This window comes from Peribacillus sp. YIM B13472 (assembly GCF_042788005.1).
Lineage (GTDB): Bacteria > Bacillota > Bacilli > Bacillales > DSM-1321 > Peribacillus > Peribacillus simplex_E.
Genome location: NZ_JBHZPG010000009.1, coordinates 64,102 through 82,191, shown reverse-complemented (window position 1 = coordinate 82,191; position 18,090 = coordinate 64,102). Strand labels below are relative to the sequence as shown.

Below are 18,090 nucleotides of genomic sequence, written 5' to 3'. Positions count from 1 at the left end.
GGAGGGTTTTCATGGGCACTTATATCTTGAAACGAATTATGGCCATTATTCCCATCTTTCTTTTGGCCACTCTTCTAACGTTTGGAATGATTCACCTTTCACCCGTGGACCCAGCTGAGGCATATTTATCTGCAGCACATATCCAATCTACAGATGAGATATTGGCTCAGAAAAGACATGAGTTTGGTTTAGATCAACCCCTCCATGTTCAATATGTAAACTCTATTATTAAGATATGCCAATTTGATTTTGGCATATCTTATCTTTCGAATAAACCTGTTTGGGACGAGGTTACATATCGAATGCCAGCGACCATTCAGTTAGCTTTAGGTAGCATCATATTAGCTATCCTGGTCAGTGTCCCTCTTGGATTTTTGGCAGGCATAAAGAAAAACAGTGTTATTGACCATTTTAGTCGCCTTCTCTCTTTTTTCGGGGCATCCATCCCCTCTTTTTGGCTTGGTTATTTATTGATTTTTTTCTTTTCTGTTAAACTCGACCTGTTCCCTGTTGAAGGAATCGGGACTTGGCAACATCTGGTTCTCCCTTCCGTTACTTTAGCTTTGCCATTAATAGCCTTGTATACTCGATTGTTACGTGCTAGCGTTCTTGAAAATTTACAGGAACCTTATATCCTTTTTGCTCGCACAAGAGGGATTCATGAAAAAGTCATTATGGGAAAACATGTATTGAGAATAGCCATATCTCCCATGATTACTGGTCTAGGGATGAATTTAGGAAAGCTACTGACTGGAACCATTATCGTCGAAGCGGTCTTTTCCTGGCCAGGATTTGGTCGTTATTTTATTGAAGCTATTTTTAATCGGGATGTTCCTGTCATTCAATGCTATGTGCTTTTAGCAGCGGGACTATTCATTTTTAGCAACTTGATTGTTGACCTTATTCAAATGTGTATCGACCCACGCATCTCCAGAAAAGGAGGGCAACGTCAATGATAACAAGTCTTCGTATTATGATGAAAAGTCAGAAAGTGATTGTCCTTTGTTCGATAATATTGAGCTTCCTATTTATCATCACCATCTTGGCTCCTTGGATCGCACCTAATGATCCTATTGCTGTCAATTTAGCTAATAAACTACAGCCATCTTCCTTTGAGTATCCATTGGGGACCGATCATTTAGGAAGATGTACGTTATCACGCATCTTATATGGAGCTCGCATTTCGTTAGGATTTGCCACATTAATCTTTATTTCATCTTTAGGCATCGGTTTGATTGTTGGAACCATTGCTGGTTATAAAGGTGGATGGGTGGACCAGGTGCTAATGAGACTTTGTGATGGTGTTATGGCATTTCCGAATCTTTTGCTCATTCTTGGACTTGTTGGTATATTGGGACCTGGCCTTAAACAGGTCATCTTAGCATTGATGCTTGTGCAATGGGTGTATTATGCGAGAATTTTCCGGGGAATGGTACTTAGTCTGAAAGAACAAAACTATATAGCGGCAGCTAAAATAAGCGGTTCTTCTCAATGGAAGATAATAAAGAAACATATTATTCCGAATGTTCTTCCTCCGCTCGCTGTTATGGGTACATTAGAAATGGGTTGGGCCATCATGGATATATCGGCCATGTCGTTTCTAGGTTTAGGTGTGCAACCCCCTACACCAGAATGGGGAGCAATGATTCATGAAGGGAAATCGTATATTCGGACGAATCCAGAATTAATGCTATATCCAGGTTTGATGATTATGCTCGTTGTCGTCACCTTCAATTTATTAGGCGAAGCGCTATCGGAACGTTTTGGAGTCAAACGTCGTTAATATAAAGGAATGAGAAGATTGGGAACAGAACAGTCGAATGTATTAAAAGTGAGCAATCTACATGTACAAGTACAAACAAAAGATGGTGCTTCCACCCTCGTTCAGGATATTAATTTTGAACTGGAAAAAGGGAAGGTACTGGGGCTTGTTGGGGAAAGTGGGAGTGGTAAAACCGTTACGAGTATGTCCATTCTACAGCTTCTTGATCGGAGAACAACGACCATTGAAGGCAGCATTACCCTCCAAGGACGAGAATTGAATGGTTTAGACGATAAAGAAATACGTGAAATTCGCGGCAAGGATATTGCCTTTATTATGCAAAATCCCATGAATGCATTTACGCCTGTTTTTACAATTGGCAATCAATTTATCGAAACGATTAGGTCTCATACCTCATTGAATAAAAAACAAGCAAAAGAGCTTGCCATCGAGGCGATGCAAAATGTAAACCTGCCGGATCCCGCGAAACTATTAAAAAGCTATCCTTTTCAATTGAGTGGAGGTATGCTTCAACGCGTGATGATTGCGATGGCCGCATGTTTAAATCCTACCGTTATTATTGCTGATGAGCCGACAACTGCACTCGACGTTCATAACCAATTACAAGTACTTCGCCACTTGAATAAAATTCGTTCTGAATATGGAACATCCATTTTACTCATTTCTCATGATCTAGGAGTCATTTCTGAAATGGCGGATGATGTAGTCGTTATGCAACATGGCAGAATTGTAGAAACTGCAAATGTATTTGAATTATTTGATAATCCGCAGCATGAGTATACAAAGAAACTGCTAAATGCCCGCCTTACCTTAAATCATGAAGAACCTATCACCCATATGTTGTGATATAGATTGCATTCTTTTGAGGGGTGAACAAATGAGTTTATTACAAGTAAAAGCAGTAACTCATAGCTATAATTCTCATACGTTTTTTAAATGGAAAGAACATTCTAAAAAAGTACTCACTGACATTTCCCTCTCTATAGACGAAGGAACATGTTTAGGACTACTTGGCACGAGTGGAGCTGGAAAAAGTACATTAGGAAAAGTGATTCTTGGCTTAGAACGTCCACAGCAAGGACAGGTTCTGTTTCAAGGGCATGATATCTATACGGCTGATAAGCTTACTCGACAAAAGATACGCCGAGATCTACAAGTCGTCTTTCAGGATTCGTATTCATCTGTCAATCCACGAATGACTGCCGAGAGTATTATAGGCGAGCCATTAGAAAACTATGAAAAACTAACCATAGCCGAACAAAAAAGAACCGTTATTGAGTTATTGGAAAGAGTGGGCCTAAGTGAAAAAGATTTGAAAAAATACCCACACCAATTTAGCGGTGGACAATTGCAAAGAATTAATATTGCTAGAGCAATCTCTCTTAAGCCACTGCTAATCGTCTTAGACGAATCCGTAAGCAGTCTAGATATGGTTAATCAAACACTAATTTTAGAATTATTAAGTGAGTTGAAAAAAGACTTCGGCTTATCTTATCTTTTTATTACACATGATATTAAAGCGGCCTATTCAATCTCTGATTATTTGGGTGTACTTGAAAAAGGAGAATTAATCGAACTTTACGATTCTAAAAATCAGTTTTTTTCGTCAGAACATCCTGTCATTAAACAGATGAGAGGCTCTATCCTTGCTGAGCATCCGCGTTTTCGTTCTCTTCCGACTAGGACTAACAAGACCTAGTCTAAATCTATATTTATTGATTAGAAGGCCTCGATTTCAGTTTGATAATCGAGGCTCTTGTTTATATTTCTTCTGAAGACCATATTGGAGGGAAATTGGATGAATCATCGAACATACCTTACTTTAGCCATCCCCTTAACGATTTCAACGATGACAACCCCGTTATTAGGGGCTGTAGATACGGCAGTTGTTGGTCAGCTTCCAGATCCGGCGTATATTGGGGGAGTTGCAGTAGGTAGCGTTATTTTTAATACTTTATATTGGTTATTCGGTTTTTTACGAGTTAGCACGTCTGCGTTTACCGCTCAAGCTAATGGGGCAAAAGATCAAGCTCAAGGAGCACTCGCTTTGTTTCGACCTTTTTTATTAGCCGTCATTGTAGGTATTTGTTTTATCCTCCTACAATGGCCAATTGAATATGCGGCTTTAAAACTAATTGCCCCTGAGTTCAATGTTAGCAAATTTGCAGCGGAATATTTTCGAATTCGAATTTGGGGAGCCCCCTTCACTTTGATGAATTATGTCATTCTTGGTTGGTTGATGGGCATGTCGAAGATTAAAGTATCTTTATTTTTACAGGTGTTCATGAATGTTTTAAATATGGTTCTTGCCATTTTGTTTGTTCATGTATTTTCTTTGGACGTAAAAGGGGTGGCTATGGCAACTTTAATCGCAGAAATCACAGCCTTCTTAATTGGCTTAATCCTTTTATTGAAGGCATCACCGATTCGATGGAAAATGCCAGCTGTGGGAATGCTTATAGATTCACATTCCATGAAAAAGATGTTTATCGTTAACCGGGATTTATTTATTCGAACGATTTGTTTATTAGCTGTTTTTAACTTGTTTACAGCAAAAGGTGCTACTTTTGGTACAGAACTATTGGCTGCCAATGCTGTATTGATTCAAATTCATTATATTATGGCTTATTTCTTTGATGGGTTTGCGAATGCATCTAGCATTTTAGTAGGTAAAGCGATTGGATCAAATAATGAAAAATTATATAAAAAAACGCTCACCTTGTCCTTGCAATGGTCAATTCTATCCGCTTTCTTCATTGCTTGTGCCTATGCAATATTTCAAGAACAGATTATTGGACTCTTCACGAATTTACCGAGAGTAATCGAGCTTTCGAATACATATGGAGCTTGGCTAATTATTTTCCCATTTACCGCCTGTTTCGGGCTCGTCATTTACGGTGTCTTCACGGGAGCGACTGAAATTGAACCGGTTCGAAACTCTATGATTTACGCATTGATGGCGTATATTATTGTGCAAGTCACTGCAACCCCGATCTGGGACAATCATGGCTTATGGCTCGCCTTCATCGTCTTTAGTGTGGGTAGATCTGGTTTTCTAGTTATGTATATCCCTAGATTGAATAAGAAAATCTTTCATGTTAAACAAGAATTGTGAACGCCCCTCCTTAATCCTTATAGCGTTTGTATGGTGTCCGTATTACTGGAAAATCTACAAATATATGAACAAGGAACAGGTCGGCAGCTGCGTCGATATGGAGAGCATAAAGGTATTCCGAAGTATCATAGTGACAAGTTGCTAAAGACCAACAGGTGCATTAGATTAAGATCGAAGCTGTCTTTAAGGCAGCTTTTTTTATGGATTTATAGCGCACTTTAGTTAAAGAAGGCGTATTTCAGACCTATTCGCTTGTATAAGTGGTGTCGTTAAAATACAGGAGAAAATTAAATTGAACATAGATATAGGGCTTCTCTTCCTTGTTCTTTTATCTCTAAAAGGATTAATATTGTCCATTAGATATGTTAAAGAGCAAGATAAGAAAAGGATTAGTAATAAGTGAGTGGGGATTTTCGGAAATACTATTTATCTTTTGATAACAATTTAAGGTAAAACAGCAATATATAAATGTGCTTCAGGTTCTTCTGTTTTGGAAGGATCAAAGGTTTAGTTATTCAATTAACAGGGGGAAGAGTTCAATAAGAATGGCTAACAATCTAGGTTATAAGGCGGTGTTTTGTAATGTTTTTTTGAAAAAAGTGAAAGTACAAAAATCATTAATGTTTATCATAAAAAGGGCTGCCCGGAAAGTCGAATTCCTCCGACATTGGGACAGCCCTTTAAATGTTTTCTGCGCCTCTTCTACCTTGTTGCAATTCTGCATGCTTACAATGCCCTTATTGGATATAAAGGGGTATTTCCTATTACTGATGGCATGATCGACTATTATAATAGTGAAGGATTCCATATCCTTTTTTGATTTTTCATCACTGAAACAATATTAGGAAAAACATCCATAAAAATTATTTAAAGAAAATAATATTTATTCTAAAAATTCATACTATAATACTTTATACTTATGCTATATTATAGGGAGAATTATTTATTATCACGTATAATCTACGAATTGGAGTGATTTGAATGAAGAAACTTGGTTTACTGAGTATGTTTTTGATTCTAACTATCTTTATCTCGGCATGTGGAACCAATGAAGAAAAAAATGCAGGTGAGGAAAAGGAACCTGAAAAGGTATATAAAGTTGGTGTGGATACTACTTATCCTCCTTTTGAATTTAAAGAGGGGAACGAATATAAAGGCATTGATATTGAATTGATCAATGCAATCGCAAAAGACCAGGATTTTAAAATCAAATTGTCTTCAATGGATTTCGGCGGAATCATTCCGGCTATGCAAGCCAATCAGCTTGATGTCGCCATTGCGGGAATGAGCATTACAGAGGAAAGAAAAAAGGTAGTAGATTTCTCAACACCGTATTTTGATGCAGGATTAACAATAGTTGTTAAAAAAGATAATGCAAGCACTAAAACTGTTAAAGATCTTAAAGGAAAAACCATTGCAGTCAAAAAAGGGACAACAGGTGCTAAATATGCACAGGATAATGCTACGAAACTAGGAATTAAAGTAGTTCAATTCAATGATAGTCCAGCGATGTTCCAGGAAGTGGCCAACGGTAATGCGGATGCTCTTATAGAAGATTACCCGGTTATCTCCTATGCGATCGCCCAAAAAGATCTTGGGTTGAAAATCGTAGGTGACCGTTTGAATGGTGACCAATATGGAATTGCTGTATTGAAAGGGCAAAACAAGGATTTATTGAAGAAAATAAATGATGGTCTTGCCAATCTGAAAAAAGACGGCACGTATGATGAAATTATTAAAACGTATCTTGGTGAATAGACAATAGATTAAAGCTCGATAGGCGCGCTTATGGCGCGCTTTCTTTTTCAAAGGGGTGAAAGAAATGGATATAATTGTTGCGGCATTGCCTATTTTATTAAAAGGACTACAGGTGACACTTTATATCTTTGTGATTGCCATTATCCTAGGTTTTTTGATTGGTTTACTGGTCGCTTTGCTGCGACTTGCCCCCATCAAGATCTTGAACTGGATTGCAAAGGTTTATGTGGATGCGATACGAGGGACACCGTTCATCGTGCAGTTGTTCTTTATCTATTTTGGTGTGAATTCACTGAATTTGATTTCTTTGGACAGTACAACAGCTGGAATAATTACCGTTGCAATCAATGCAGGGGCTTATTTTGCTGAAATAATAAGGGCGGGGATACAATCCATCGATAAAGGACAAACGGAAGCGGCGAGATCCATCGGTTTCACTGGTACTCAAACAATGAGGTATGTCGTGCTGCCGCAAGCCTTTAGAAGGATGCTACCTACCATTACGAACCAATCGATCATCAGCTTGAAAGACACTTCGCTATTATCCGTCATTGGTATAGCCGATTTAACCCAGCAAGGTCAGATTCAAGCTTCGGCAACCTTTGAAGCATTCAAGATTTGGCTGGCCGTTGGTGTGATTTACTTTATCATCATCTATTTGTTAACCCTAATTGCTAATTTCATAGAAAGGAGGGTACAAGTTCGATGAGCATCATAACTGTAAAAAACCTGAGAAAATCATTTGGAACTGTCGAGGTTTTAAAAGATATTAACGCGGAAGTGCAGGAAAAGGAAGTAATTTGCGTAATAGGCCCTTCTGGATCTGGAAAGAGTACATTCCTGCGTTGCCTGAATCTCCTTGAGGAAGTTACGGGCGGTGATGTGGTCATTAACGGACATGATATAACCGATCCTAAAAGGAAAATCAATATAAACAAAGTCCGGCAAGAAGTTGGAATGGTTTTTCAACATTTCAATCTATTTCCTCATAAAACCGTCCTTGAGAACATAACCCTGGGCCCTATTAAAATTCGTGCCACCGATAAAGCGGAAGCAAGAAGATTGGCGCTTGAGCTATTGGATAAGGTTGGCCTTAAAGAAAAAGCAAATAGCTATCCAGGGGAACTTTCCGGCGGACAAAAACAGCGGGTCGCCATCGCAAGGGCATTAGCGATGAATCCGAAAATCATGCTATTTGATGAACCGACTTCGGCCCTTGACCCTGAAATGGTCGGCGATGTTTTGGAGGTAATGAAACAACTTGCCAAGGAAGGCATGACAATGGTCGTCGTTACGCATGAAATGGGCTTTGCCCGGGAAGTCGGGGACCGGGTCATATTCATGGATGGAGGGTATATCGTGGAAGAAAATGAGCCGAATGAATTATTCGGTAACCCTCAGCACGAAAGAACGAAAGCATTCTTGAGCAAAGTGCTTTAACGGGATGTCTGTAAGAAATCATGGTACATCATGAATGAAGTTGTGCATAAAGTGTGGACAAAGGAATGCGGGAAATGAGGGGAAACCCAAACGCATCAGCCTTTTCCTTATCTTTGTGCATAACTTTTTTGGTTTTTAGAGCAGGAATCAGTCAGGCATGTTTATCAAATCATCGGGCAAGCATCAAAAAAAGCCTATGCATTCGCCGCATGCACAGGCTTTTTCTTATTTACTTGGCACCGTAACTAATCAAGTTCGTCATGATTCGATATCCGCCTGGAACCTGGCCTTGAATTTGCCTGTATAGGACAAGGTTTGTGTAGAGGTAGGTGCCATTACCGTATTTAGCCATGAGGATTCCGCCATCAAATGGTTCTTCATTAGGATCAGCCATGGAAATGAATGTTTCAAAGCGTTCATCCCATTCCATTGGGAAGTACAATCCTCTTTCTTGGACCCAATTGCTCCAGTCATCACTTGTTATTTTATTTGGATAGTTAAAAAGAGCCGATTCTGGTTTCGAGACGTTTACTGTGGCTTTTTCATCGGTTACCCGCCAGCGAATGGAAGGATTCCCGAGGGTAAGGGGATATGGAGCTGTCTTCAGGGCATCCCATCCATCACCCGGTTTATGGTATTGAACGACGAGATGACCGCCGTTTTCCACATATTCAAGTAAGCGCGCGTTATTTGCCTTTAAATCTTCCCTTGATAGATAAGCACGGATGCCTGTAACGATTGTGTCATATTGACTTAAATCACCTTCAGCTAAATCAGCTGCAGTTAACTTCGTAATGTTCAGGCCTGCATTGGTTAAGTAATCTGCCACTTTATCGAATCCACTTTCAATGTACCCCACTTTTAATGAAGCTGGCTTCAAAAGCTCAAATGCAACGGTGTTGATAGCTGCTGGGTATTGGTAATAGAATGTTCCGATATGGTCATAGGAAATTTCCTGAATGGTCGAATCAAAGGTTTTCCCATTGACAGTAGCAGCTGCCTTAATCTGATATTCACCATTTTGAATCGCCCTCGGCGGTCTGAGGGTGAACTTCACTTGTTTTTCTTCTGACTTTTCATTAAATGATACAGTGGCATTTTTGGGATGAACTCCCCAATTTTCAGGGACTTTTAAAGCGACCTTTGCTGATGTTTTTCCCTCTGTGTAGTTTTTTAAGGTTACGGTCACTGGGACTTCTTCTTTTACATCTGCTGTATTTACGACGATATCTTCAGGAGATAGGGTAAGGCCAACGTCGGGAAGGACAGCGATCGTTCCATCCAATTCTTCCTTGATGGCCGTTTTTGTGCTGCCGTATTTATAAGAAATGCTGGTTGTAATGGTTGATTGATCATAGGCATGGTAATAGGCTGCATCTTCAGGGACTTCAACCAGGTAGGTCATTGTCGCTGATTTATTTGGTGCCAGATTGACATCTTTGGATTTTGTTTTGGTCTTCCATCCTTTAGGCACGTTCAATGCAGCAGTGACTTTTTTCAATGTTTGTTTCCCGTTATTCTTCACGGTAACGATAACATTCGTTCTTTGGCCTTTCGTAAGGATCTTTGAAGCCGCGTTAGCTTGAACTTCGAGTCCTGAAGAGACATAACTGACGTTTTGCAATTGCTCTTCTTTTAATGAGAGCTTATGGAGCAAGTCGTTCTTAATGGCAGGGCTTAGCTTTGCCTTTTTGACTTGCGCAGTAATTGAACGAACATTGGAGAGAGCATTTTGGGATGTTGAAAAAACACGTTTTTTATTGGGGTAGGCCGCAATAACGGCGTCCAAATTCCGTTGCAGGTATTCAAATTCACCTTTCAATTTTGAAGCTGAGCGAGGGAGTTTTTCAGCCCATTCAGTAAAATTGTAAGGCACACCTGCAAAAAGGTCCGACTGGTTTTTTGTATCAACGGCGCTTTGCTTCAAATCCAGATGGATCTGGCGAGGTGCTGCAGGGATATCAGAACCCATGCCTTGGCTTTTATGCTGATAGCGTGATTGTTCTCCAAGCTGCGGGTAAGTCATTTTGTATATTGGGTCATATTTACCGATTTCAATCGAAGTGGTTGCTTGATCTGCCGAGGAAACGGGCAAATATAACTTTTTCACTTGCCATACCGATAGACCTTGTTTCAATTGTTGTGGAAACACGGTTGGGTCGGCGGCATCCTTAAAGGCACGTTCACTTAAGATTGTCATTGTTCGATGATGTCCATGCTGGGTATCATCATTTTGAAAGGATGGCATCAATAAATCCGGCTGATATGTTCGAATAAAGCGGATTAGCCGTTCATAGGTGAGTTCCTCGCCCCATTTTTCCAATGTTTCCTCTGGTGTTTTAGAGAAGCCGAAATCATAAATGGGATCTGAGGTAGTTTCACTTAAATGATAGGCCTTAACCCCGGTGATTTTTGCAGCTTCTATCATTTCCCTCGAACGGATGATTCCAAGAGCATTGTCCAGTTCATCCCCAATTTCATTTTGTCCTCCTTCACCACGGTTTGCAATCAGGCTGGATGTCTTCACCCCTAACCCTCTCGATAGATAAGCGAGAAAGTCACTGCGTTCATCATCCGGATGGGCACCACTGTTCAAGAATGTCACGGTCGTCTCGAGCGGCTTGACCGCATTCCATAACTCAACGTTGGCTTCCTCAGGAATTGCAGCGCTACCTCCCAGCGGCAATAATGCAAGGACCAACAAAAGGGAAAGCAACGATAGCAAAGCTTTTTTCATTATTCTTTTAACCCCCCTTTAATTTTATAAAACAAATAAAAAAAATGTAGGTTAGTAATATTTTCTAACTAACCAGACGAAAAAACTTATCTAATAAATATCATTGTTGGGTATAAATGTAAATAATGCGAAGTAACTATTAAAAATTGAACATTTTAAAGGTTCAGAAAAATAACTTGTGTGCTGAATTTATTTAAGTTATATTTTTACTTAATTAGGAAGATTTACTAACTAAATGATGTAAGGCCGTGATGTGATGAGTTTTAAAAGACCACCCAGTCAACAAAAATATGTCAATAAAAAAAGAATCATTCAATGCATCCAGGAATGTTCGCCCATTTCAAGAGCCGAAATCTCCGTTAAGCTTCAGTTAAGTAAACCAACTGTTTCTTTGGCTGTGGATGAACTTATACAGGAGAAATGGGTATTTGAGAAAGGAATAGGAGAATCCTCCTCTCAAGGCGGGAGAAGGCCTATCCAGCTCGTTTTTAATGAAAAGGCTGCCTATATCATTGGGGTCGATATAGGCGGGACGAAAGTGAAAATCATTTTAAGTGATTTAAGCGGCAACATCCTTGCCGACACTAGTTTTTCAACTAACACCTATTTACAATCAGGGCTTCTTAAACAAATGGCGATTGAAACGGAACGGTTAATTGCAAAGAATCAGATTGCGAAAGGCAGGATATTGGGAATGGGAGTCGGGATTCCTGGTATAACGCAAACGGCAAGCGGATTGGTAATAGAGGCACCGAGTTTAGGCTGGGTACAATATCCGTTCATAGCCGAAGCTAAACGGTTTTTTGATTTCCCCATTTTTCTAGACAATGATGTAAACGCGGCTGCGCTAGGTGAACAGTGGCTGGGTAATGCACAAAATAAGCGGAATTTGCTGTTCATTGCGGTTGGCACGGGGATAGGAAGCGGCATTATCTTGAATAACCAGTTATACAGAGGGGCTTCAAGTGCAGCTGGGGAAATGGGATATATGGTAACGGACAAAGAGGATATGAAGCGTGAATTCAAGCCGATTTTCCATAGATACGGCTATTTGGAAAGTGTCGCAGGAGGAAAGTCGATTGGCAGTCATTTTACCAGGGAGATTCTCAAGGATCCTCATCATTCTTTATTCGAACGGGCCAAATCTTCCGAACTATCGGGGGAGGCTGCTTTTTTGTCAGCAAAAAAAGGAGACACGACAGCTATGGCCGTCATAAATGAAGCCATCGAACATTTGGCCTGCGGAATTGTCAATGCGGCCAGTTTGCTAAATCCAGAGGTGATTATTTTAGGAGGTGGTGTTTTAAATTCATCTGAGTACATTTTACCTAGAATTCGGGAGATCGTTGATCGATATCTTCCTAGTTTAGTAGAAATGAAAACTTCACAACTGGGAGAAAACGCAGGAGTACTTGGAGCGGTTTCCCTTTTCTTAAGGGAACATGATGGCATTTTGAATTTTCGTGATGAGGGGGATTGTTAATGAAAAATAGGAAAAAGTCGCTTGTTTCAGTAATGGCCTTATCGGCATCACTATTGATTTCGGGATGTAACGGTGGCGAGACGAAAACGAATTCGGCTACTGGCGGTGCCAAGGGGGAAAAGGGTGAGCTGGAAGATAAGATCGTTGTTTATTCACCGCATGGCAAAGATATTTTATCAAAATTCGAAAAGCAGTTCGAAGACGAGTATGGTGTTGATGTTGAGTGGCTTGATATGGGGTCTCAGGAAATCCTTGACCGCGTTCGATCAGAGAAAAGTAATCCGCAGGCAGACGTCTGGTGGGGGGCACCTTCCACGAATTTCAATCAAGCAAAGGATGATGGGCTGCTGGCTGCTTATAAGCCTACCTATTCCGATAGTCTCGATGAAGGATTCCACGATCCGGAATGGTATTGGACGGGAACGAGCCAGACACCGGAAGTCATCATGTATAACAGCAAAGAACTATCAAAAGACGAGGTACCAAAAGATTGGGATGAGCTGCTTGATCCGAAGTGGAAAGACGAAATCATCATCCGCTATCCGTTAGCCTCCGGAACGATGAGGACAATTTTCTCTGCGATGATCTATCGTACGTATAAGGATACAAATGATCCAAAAGAAGGGTATGACTGGTTAAAGAAGCTCGATCAAAACACAAAGGAATATTCAGCAAACCCGGAAATGATGTATAACAAGGTGGCCAAAGGAGAGGGCTCACTTTCCGTTTGGGCAATGCCGGATGTTGTCATGCTTAAGGAAAATAAAAATTATCCATTTGAGTTCGTCATTCCAGAAAGCGGAACACCAGTATTGACAGAAGGTATCGCCATCGTTGAAGGTGCCAAGCATCCAAAAGCGGCAGAAGCCTTTTATGAGTTCGTGAATTCACCGGAAGCCGCAAATACTTTGGCAGAAGAATTTTACAGGATTCCGACCAGAAATGATGTGAAGGATTTACCTGAATGGATCACGGAAACAGAAATTAAAGCGATGGATATTGATTGGAATGCATTCGAGGAAAAAGGTGACGAGTGGATGAAATATTGGGACGAAAATATTAAAAGTGGAGATAAAGAAATTAAAGAATAAGGAAGTGTCGTTGGGATGGCGTCAATAAAAATAGAGAATGTCCAAAAAGCCTTCGGGAAAACGATAGCTGTCGACCATTTAAATCTGGAAATCAAAGAAGGTGAGTTTTTTACCTTTCTTGGTCCAAGTGGCTGCGGTAAAACGACAACGCTTCGGATGATTGCCGGTTTTTATTATCCGACAAAAGGTGTCGTCCGATTTGGCGATAAAGATATGACGCGTGTACCTCCGGAGAAAAGAAATACAGGCATGGTTTTTCAAAACTATGCCCTCTTTCCCCACATGACTGTTTTTGAAAATGTAGCGTTTGGCTTGCGTGTGAGAAAAGTTTCTTCTGCTGACTTAAAGAGGAGAGTGCTGGATGCCCTCCAAAAGGTCAGGCTGGAGAGCTACTCGAATCGTCAAGTGAGCCAGTTAAGCGGAGGACAGCAGCAGCGGGTGGCCCTTGCGAGAGCACTGGTCATTGAACCGGAAATATTACTGCTGGATGAGCCATTAAGTAATCTGGATGCCAAGCTTCGTGATGAAATGAGGGTGGAAATCCTAAGGCTGCAGCGTGATTACAAGATTACCACCATTTATGTCACACATGATCAGGCCGAGGCATTATCGATGAGTGATCGGATCGCTGTGTTCAATTATGGTGTATGTCACCAGGTCGGGACGCCGGCAGAAATTTATAATCAGCCGGCCAATGATTTTGTGGCGAGTTTTATAGGCGAGATTAATCTATTGCCCGTTCAAGTCGAAAACGTTCAACAAGAGAATATAGTGGTTGCCCTTAAAAATAGTGAACAACCGATTAAATTGAATGTGGAAAATCAAGCTAGAGAAGGAATTTCAATCGTACAGACTGATGATGACCTTGCTGTTTCGATTCGTCCTGAAGCAATCAGAATTCTGGATGTAGCCGAAGAAGGAATGAATATCTTTAAAGGTAAAATAAAATCCGTCCAATTCTTTGGATCTGTTGTGAATGTCATGGTGGATGTTCAAGACGTGTTACTAAGGGTCGACGTATTCAACACTCAGGATTTTGGATACTTTCATCAAGGAAAGGAAGTGTATGTCCAGCTTCCAGAGAAACAGCTGCGTCTTATCCCTATCATAAGCGGTGATGCTCCATGATTAAAAATCGTGATACGAGATTGACGATTTGGCTCCTTTTACCAGTTGTAATGGTGCTCGTAGCGTATGTTCTCTACCCATCGTTGAGGACCTTTATCGAAAGTCTGCAAAAAGACGGAACGATATCCCTTGTAAATTATCAGGACTTCTTCGTGCAGGAATCGAAAACGAACCTAGAGGCGCTATGGAATTCCGTTTATATATCCTTATTGAGTGTATTGGTCAGTGCCTTGATTGGGATTCCGCTCGCATTTATTTTTAACCGTTATGATTTTCCCGGCAGAAGCTTCTTTTCATCGGCAGCGATTTTGCCGATTGTCCTTCCATCATTAGTAGGGGTCATGGCTTTTATGTTTTTATATGGAGAATCGGGATTGATTCCAAATGCCATCAAGGATCTGTTCGGTCTCGATAAGGTTCCATTTAAAATTGGCGGGGTATCGGGAATCCTTATCGTGCATGCCTATACGATGTATGTCTATTTTTATATGACCGTATCTGCTGCAATCAATAAAATAGATCCGTCCCTTGAAGAAGCTGCTTATAACTTAGGGGCAAATAAATTCAAGGTTTTTTGGAAGGTGACATTTCCATTATTGACACCTGCCATCGTTGCCGCTTCTTTGCTTGTTTTCATGATATCAGTGGCTTCATTCAGTGCCCCGTTTTTATTGGCTGGCGGATACAGGGTGTTGAGCCTGCAAATTTATTTTTCGAAAATAAATGGTGATATGGAAATTGCCGCTACTCAATCCGTCATTCTATCCATCGTTTCGATTTCATTTCTATTATTTATGCGTTGGTATCAGAATAGGAAAGATTATCGCATGGCTTCGAAAGGGATTGGGGCACACAGGAGTGAAGTGAAGAATCCAATTATGAAATGGGTGATGGTCGTAACGGGCATCATTGGCGTAATTATTTTGCTATTACCGCACTTTACGATTCTTTTGCTTTCACTTGTGCCGGATGGAACCTGGACATTTCAAACGTATCCAACAGTATTTAATTGGGAAAATTACAGGCTTTTGTTTGAAGATCCTAATATCTTCAAACCGTTACGAAATAGTTTACTGATGGCGGTTATTGCAACGCTGGCAAATCTGGGGTTTGGGGTCATAGCGTCCTATGTGCTTGTCAAACGGAAATTCGTCGGGAAAAGCTTTGTCGATATTCTAGTCATGATTCCTTGGGCGTTGCCTGCAACGGTCATAGGGATGAACTTGATATTCGCATTCAATGAACCTAGCGTTTTTTCCTTTGGTCAAATATTGGTGGGAACATTTTGGATTTTGCCTCTAGCCTATTTCATCAGACATATTCCACTCGTTGTCCGCTCGACTAACGCCGTTCTGGAGCAGCTCGATGATTCGATTGAAGAAGCAGCCAGAAACTTGGGGGCAAAGTGGTTTTATACCTTCAGAAAGGTCATATTTCCAATTATTATGCCTGGCGTTTTATCAGGGACATTATTGGCATTTATCGAATCTGTAGGGGAATTCCCGACCTCGGTCCTGTTGTACACGATTTCAAACAGACCCATATCCATTGAAATCATGAATCAGCTTAGAATGTTCAATATGGGGCAGGCAGCTGCCTATGGGATGATTCAAATCACGCTGATTGTAATCGTTCTCTTTATTTCGAACAAGTTTTTTGGAATCAAAGCGGAAAAAGCTTTATAAATTTGGAGGTTTAAAGATGAGCAGGCTTGAAGAATTTATCAAAAATGAAGGTAGTGTCTTTCCCGGAAAAACATATGCTAGAGAGCTTCTGATGCCTGTTTTTAATGATCAAAGAGATTACTTATTTCATGCAATGTTCGATATTCATCGGGCGCATGTCATCATGCTTTCGGAACAAAAGATCATTAAAGAAGAAGAGGCGAAAACCATGCTTGATGGGATTCGGAAAGTGGCCCAAACAGATCTCAAGCAGTTGACCTATCAGCCCCAATTCGAAGACTTATTTTTCATGATGGAGGCAAAGATCGGTGAGGAAATCGGTCATGAACTTGCGGGGAAGATTCATATCGGCCGCAGTCGTAATGATATGGGAGTCGCGATGTACCGGCTTGTTTTGAGAGGTCATCTGCTCCAATTGATTGGCTATGCAAGCCATTTGAGTGAGGTATTCTTGGTGCAGGCTGAAAAACATACAGAAACCTATATAACTGGTTACACGCATACCCAACCGGCTCAGCCGACTACGATAGGACATTACTTTTTAGCCATTTATGATGTGCTTCAAAGGGATATTGGCCGGTTATGGGCAGCCTATGAAACGGTTAACCAATCGCCTTTGGGCGCTGCCGCGTTAACGACCACCGGTTTTCCGATCAGCCGGAACCGTACTGCTGAACTGCTTGGGTTTGATTCGGTGATTGAGAATTCCTATGACTCGATAGGCGGGGCGGATTATTTATTGGAAACCGCAACTGCCATCATGACGTGCATGGTCAATACAGGGAGATGGATTCAAGACTTCCTGCAGCATGTGACAAGGGAGTTTGGTACATTTCATGTGGCCGACCCTTATGTTCAAGTGAGCAGCATCATGCCGCAAAAAAGAAATCCAGTTTCCATTGAACATTCCCGTTCAATTGCAAGCAGTGCGTATGGTGATGCTCTCGCTGCAATGAATATGATCCACAATACGCCATTTGGTGATATCGTCGATACGGAAGATGATTTACAGCCGCATTTATATCGAGCTTTTTCGAATGCAGGACGTGTCATGAAACTAATGTATGCCGTCATATCGACTTTGAAAGTAAATGAAGAACATACAAAGAAAATGGCTGCAAAATCCAGTATAACGGTTACTGAATTAGCGGATACCCTATCAAGAGATTACGAGATATCATTCAGAAAAGCTCATTCCATAGCCAGTACTATTGCAAAACGGTCGATTGGTGAAGGGAAGGAGCTTTATGATTGGGACACACAAGACATCAACAAGATCATCAATGAATTCGTTGCAGTAAATTTAACTGAAGACGAATGGAAAAAGATCATCTCTCCCGAATACTTTGTGGAAATTAGAAGCATTCAAGGCGGGCCCAGCCCGAAAGAGGTTACGAGGATGATCGTAAATAGAAAACAAAAACTGCAGCAACAGTTGCACGAACATAAGGGAATCGTTAAAGCAATGAATGATGGCAGGAAGGCTTTAGTGGATTACTGAAGATGCGGGAAAAAAGATAATGAGTTTAACGGAATGAAATTCACGAGTATTTGCTCCAAACTTACGAGAAAAAGTTTGGAATTCACGAGTATTTACTCCAAATCCCAAGTAAAAGCCCGAACCTCCTGATAAGAGTATTTTTTCGTTGTATTTATTAGTTGAAATAGGGATTTGATTATAAACAAAAAAGATTAGTAGTTTAATATGAGACATTGTTTTTTGTCTGCTATTAACTTTCTATAATCACTCTTAAGAAAAAAGGACATTATGACTTTGGATGTCGATTATAAGAAAAGCTCAGTCTTATGACTGAGCCTTTCGATGTTCTTCTAATGTTTCTTTATCCAAAATAACCAGCATCAGAGAGTG

The 18,090-nt window shown here is 40.6% G+C and carries 14 protein-coding genes; 13 read left to right on the top strand and 1 reads right to left on the bottom strand.

Annotated elements, in window-relative coordinates:
* Window positions 1-11 precede the first annotated feature (11 nt).
* The 8 genes from nikB to ACFX4I_RS09635 all read left to right on the top strand — a co-directional run bounded on the left by nikB (window position 12) and on the right by ACFX4I_RS09635 (window position 8,096).
* Window positions 12-956 carry a nickel ABC transporter permease subunit NikB gene (gene nikB / locus ACFX4I_RS09670; RefSeq protein WP_230300371.1) on the top strand — a complete coding sequence of 315 codons (945 nt, stop codon included), beginning with the start codon at window positions 12-14 and terminating at the stop codon, window positions 954-956.
* On the top strand, window positions 953-1,783 hold the full coding sequence (gene nikC, locus ACFX4I_RS09665) for a nickel ABC transporter permease subunit NikC (RefSeq protein WP_230300372.1): 831 nt from the start codon (window positions 953-955) through the stop codon (window positions 1,781-1,783). Before nikB ends, nikC begins: the two co-directional genes overlap by 4 nt.
* An 18-nt stretch (window positions 1,784-1,801) precedes the next feature.
* A complete protein-coding gene (nikD, locus tag ACFX4I_RS09660) occupies window positions 1,802-2,629 on the top strand; it encodes a nickel import ATP-binding protein NikD (RefSeq protein WP_377420285.1) in 828 nt (275 codons plus the stop codon).
* 31 nt (window positions 2,630-2,660) lie between these two features.
* A complete protein-coding gene (gene nikE / locus ACFX4I_RS09655) occupies window positions 2,661-3,482 on the top strand; it encodes a nickel import ATP-binding protein NikE (RefSeq protein ID WP_230300374.1) in 822 nt (273 codons plus the stop codon).
* Window positions 3,483-3,581: 99 nt separating this feature from the next.
* Complete coding sequence (locus tag ACFX4I_RS09650) at window positions 3,582-4,898, top strand: MATE family efflux transporter (RefSeq protein ID WP_377420282.1); 1,317 nt, start codon at window positions 3,582-3,584, stop codon at window positions 4,896-4,898.
* Window positions 4,899-5,879: 981 nt separating this feature from the next.
* Window positions 5,880-6,656, top strand: coding sequence for a transporter substrate-binding domain-containing protein (locus ACFX4I_RS09645; RefSeq protein ID WP_377420280.1), 777 nt, complete (start codon window positions 5,880-5,882; stop codon window positions 6,654-6,656).
* 64 nt (window positions 6,657-6,720) lie between these two features.
* A complete protein-coding gene (locus ACFX4I_RS09640) occupies window positions 6,721-7,365 on the top strand; it encodes an amino acid ABC transporter permease (protein ID WP_076370951.1) in 645 nt (214 codons plus the stop codon).
* Window positions 7,362-8,096 carry an amino acid ABC transporter ATP-binding protein gene (locus tag ACFX4I_RS09635; RefSeq protein ID WP_377420278.1) on the top strand — a complete coding sequence of 245 codons (735 nt, stop codon included), beginning with the start codon at window positions 7,362-7,364 and terminating at the stop codon, window positions 8,094-8,096. Before ACFX4I_RS09640 ends, ACFX4I_RS09635 begins: the two co-directional genes overlap by 4 nt.
* A 229-nt stretch (window positions 8,097-8,325) precedes the next feature.
* Here the strand turns inward: ACFX4I_RS09635 and ACFX4I_RS09630 are convergent, their stop codons facing one another.
* On the bottom strand, window positions 8,326-10,833 hold the full coding sequence (locus ACFX4I_RS09630) for an NEW3 domain-containing protein (protein WP_377420276.1): 2,508 nt from the start codon (window positions 10,831-10,833) through the stop codon (window positions 8,326-8,328).
* A 256-nt stretch (window positions 10,834-11,089) separates the two neighbouring features.
* On the opposite strand from ACFX4I_RS09630, the gene ACFX4I_RS09625 reads away from it, so the two are divergent.
* Genes ACFX4I_RS09625 through argH form a run of 5 tightly spaced genes read left to right on the top strand, consistent with a single transcriptional unit; the run spans window position 11,090 to window position 17,721 of the window.
* Window positions 11,090-12,316, top strand: coding sequence for an ROK family transcriptional regulator (locus tag ACFX4I_RS09625; protein WP_377420274.1), 1,227 nt, complete (start codon window positions 11,090-11,092; stop codon window positions 12,314-12,316).
* Window positions 12,316-13,407, top strand: a complete 1,092-nt coding sequence (locus ACFX4I_RS09620) for an extracellular solute-binding protein (RefSeq protein WP_283932550.1) — start codon at window positions 12,316-12,318, stop codon at window positions 13,405-13,407. Before ACFX4I_RS09625 ends, ACFX4I_RS09620 begins: the two co-directional genes overlap by 1 nt.
* Window positions 13,408-13,422: 15 nt before the next feature.
* A complete protein-coding gene (locus ACFX4I_RS09615) occupies window positions 13,423-14,535 on the top strand; it encodes an ABC transporter ATP-binding protein (RefSeq protein WP_377420272.1) in 1,113 nt (370 codons plus the stop codon).
* Window positions 14,532-16,220, top strand: a complete 1,689-nt coding sequence (locus tag ACFX4I_RS09610; protein WP_377420270.1) for an ABC transporter permease — start codon at window positions 14,532-14,534, stop codon at window positions 16,218-16,220. The genes ACFX4I_RS09615 and ACFX4I_RS09610 overlap by 4 nt, the downstream gene beginning before the upstream one ends.
* Window positions 16,221-16,236: 16 nt before the next feature.
* Window positions 16,237-17,721 carry an argininosuccinate lyase gene (argH, locus tag ACFX4I_RS09605; RefSeq protein WP_230300382.1) on the top strand — a complete coding sequence of 495 codons (1,485 nt, stop codon included), beginning with the start codon at window positions 16,237-16,239 and terminating at the stop codon, window positions 17,719-17,721.
* The last annotated feature ends 369 nt before the right edge of the window (window positions 17,722-18,090 follow it).

What these genes read in the sequence shown, in the direction of transcription:
- nikB (WP_230300371.1), top strand. Translation starts at nt 12, where the DNA reads ATGGGCACTTATATCTTGAAACGAATTATGGCCATTATTCCCATCTTT.
- nikC (WP_230300372.1), top strand. Translation starts at nt 953, where the DNA reads ATGATAACAAGTCTTCGTATTATGATGAAAAGTCAGAAAGTGATTGTC.
- nikE (WP_230300374.1), top strand. Translation starts at nt 2,661, where the DNA reads ATGAGTTTATTACAAGTAAAAGCAGTAACTCATAGCTATAATTCTCAT.
- ACFX4I_RS09650 (WP_377420282.1), top strand. Translation starts at nt 3,582, where the DNA reads ATGAATCATCGAACATACCTTACTTTAGCCATCCCCTTAACGATTTCA.
- ACFX4I_RS09645 (WP_377420280.1), top strand. Translation starts at nt 5,880, where the DNA reads ATGAAGAAACTTGGTTTACTGAGTATGTTTTTGATTCTAACTATCTTT.
- ACFX4I_RS09640 (WP_076370951.1), top strand. Translation starts at nt 6,721, where the DNA reads ATGGATATAATTGTTGCGGCATTGCCTATTTTATTAAAAGGACTACAG.
- ACFX4I_RS09635 (WP_377420278.1), top strand. Translation starts at nt 7,362, where the DNA reads ATGAGCATCATAACTGTAAAAAACCTGAGAAAATCATTTGGAACTGTC.
- ACFX4I_RS09630 (WP_377420276.1), bottom strand. Translation starts at nt 10,833, where the DNA reads ATGAAAAAAGCTTTGCTATCGTTGCTTTCCCTTTTGTTGGTCCTTGCA.
- ACFX4I_RS09625 (WP_377420274.1), top strand. Translation starts at nt 11,090, where the DNA reads ATGAGTTTTAAAAGACCACCCAGTCAACAAAAATATGTCAATAAAAAA.
- ACFX4I_RS09620 (WP_283932550.1), top strand. Translation starts at nt 12,316, where the DNA reads ATGAAAAATAGGAAAAAGTCGCTTGTTTCAGTAATGGCCTTATCGGCA.
- ACFX4I_RS09615 (WP_377420272.1), top strand. Translation starts at nt 13,423, where the DNA reads ATGGCGTCAATAAAAATAGAGAATGTCCAAAAAGCCTTCGGGAAAACG.
- ACFX4I_RS09610 (WP_377420270.1), top strand. Translation starts at nt 14,532, where the DNA reads ATGATTAAAAATCGTGATACGAGATTGACGATTTGGCTCCTTTTACCA.
- argH (WP_230300382.1), top strand. Translation starts at nt 16,237, where the DNA reads ATGAGCAGGCTTGAAGAATTTATCAAAAATGAAGGTAGTGTCTTTCCC.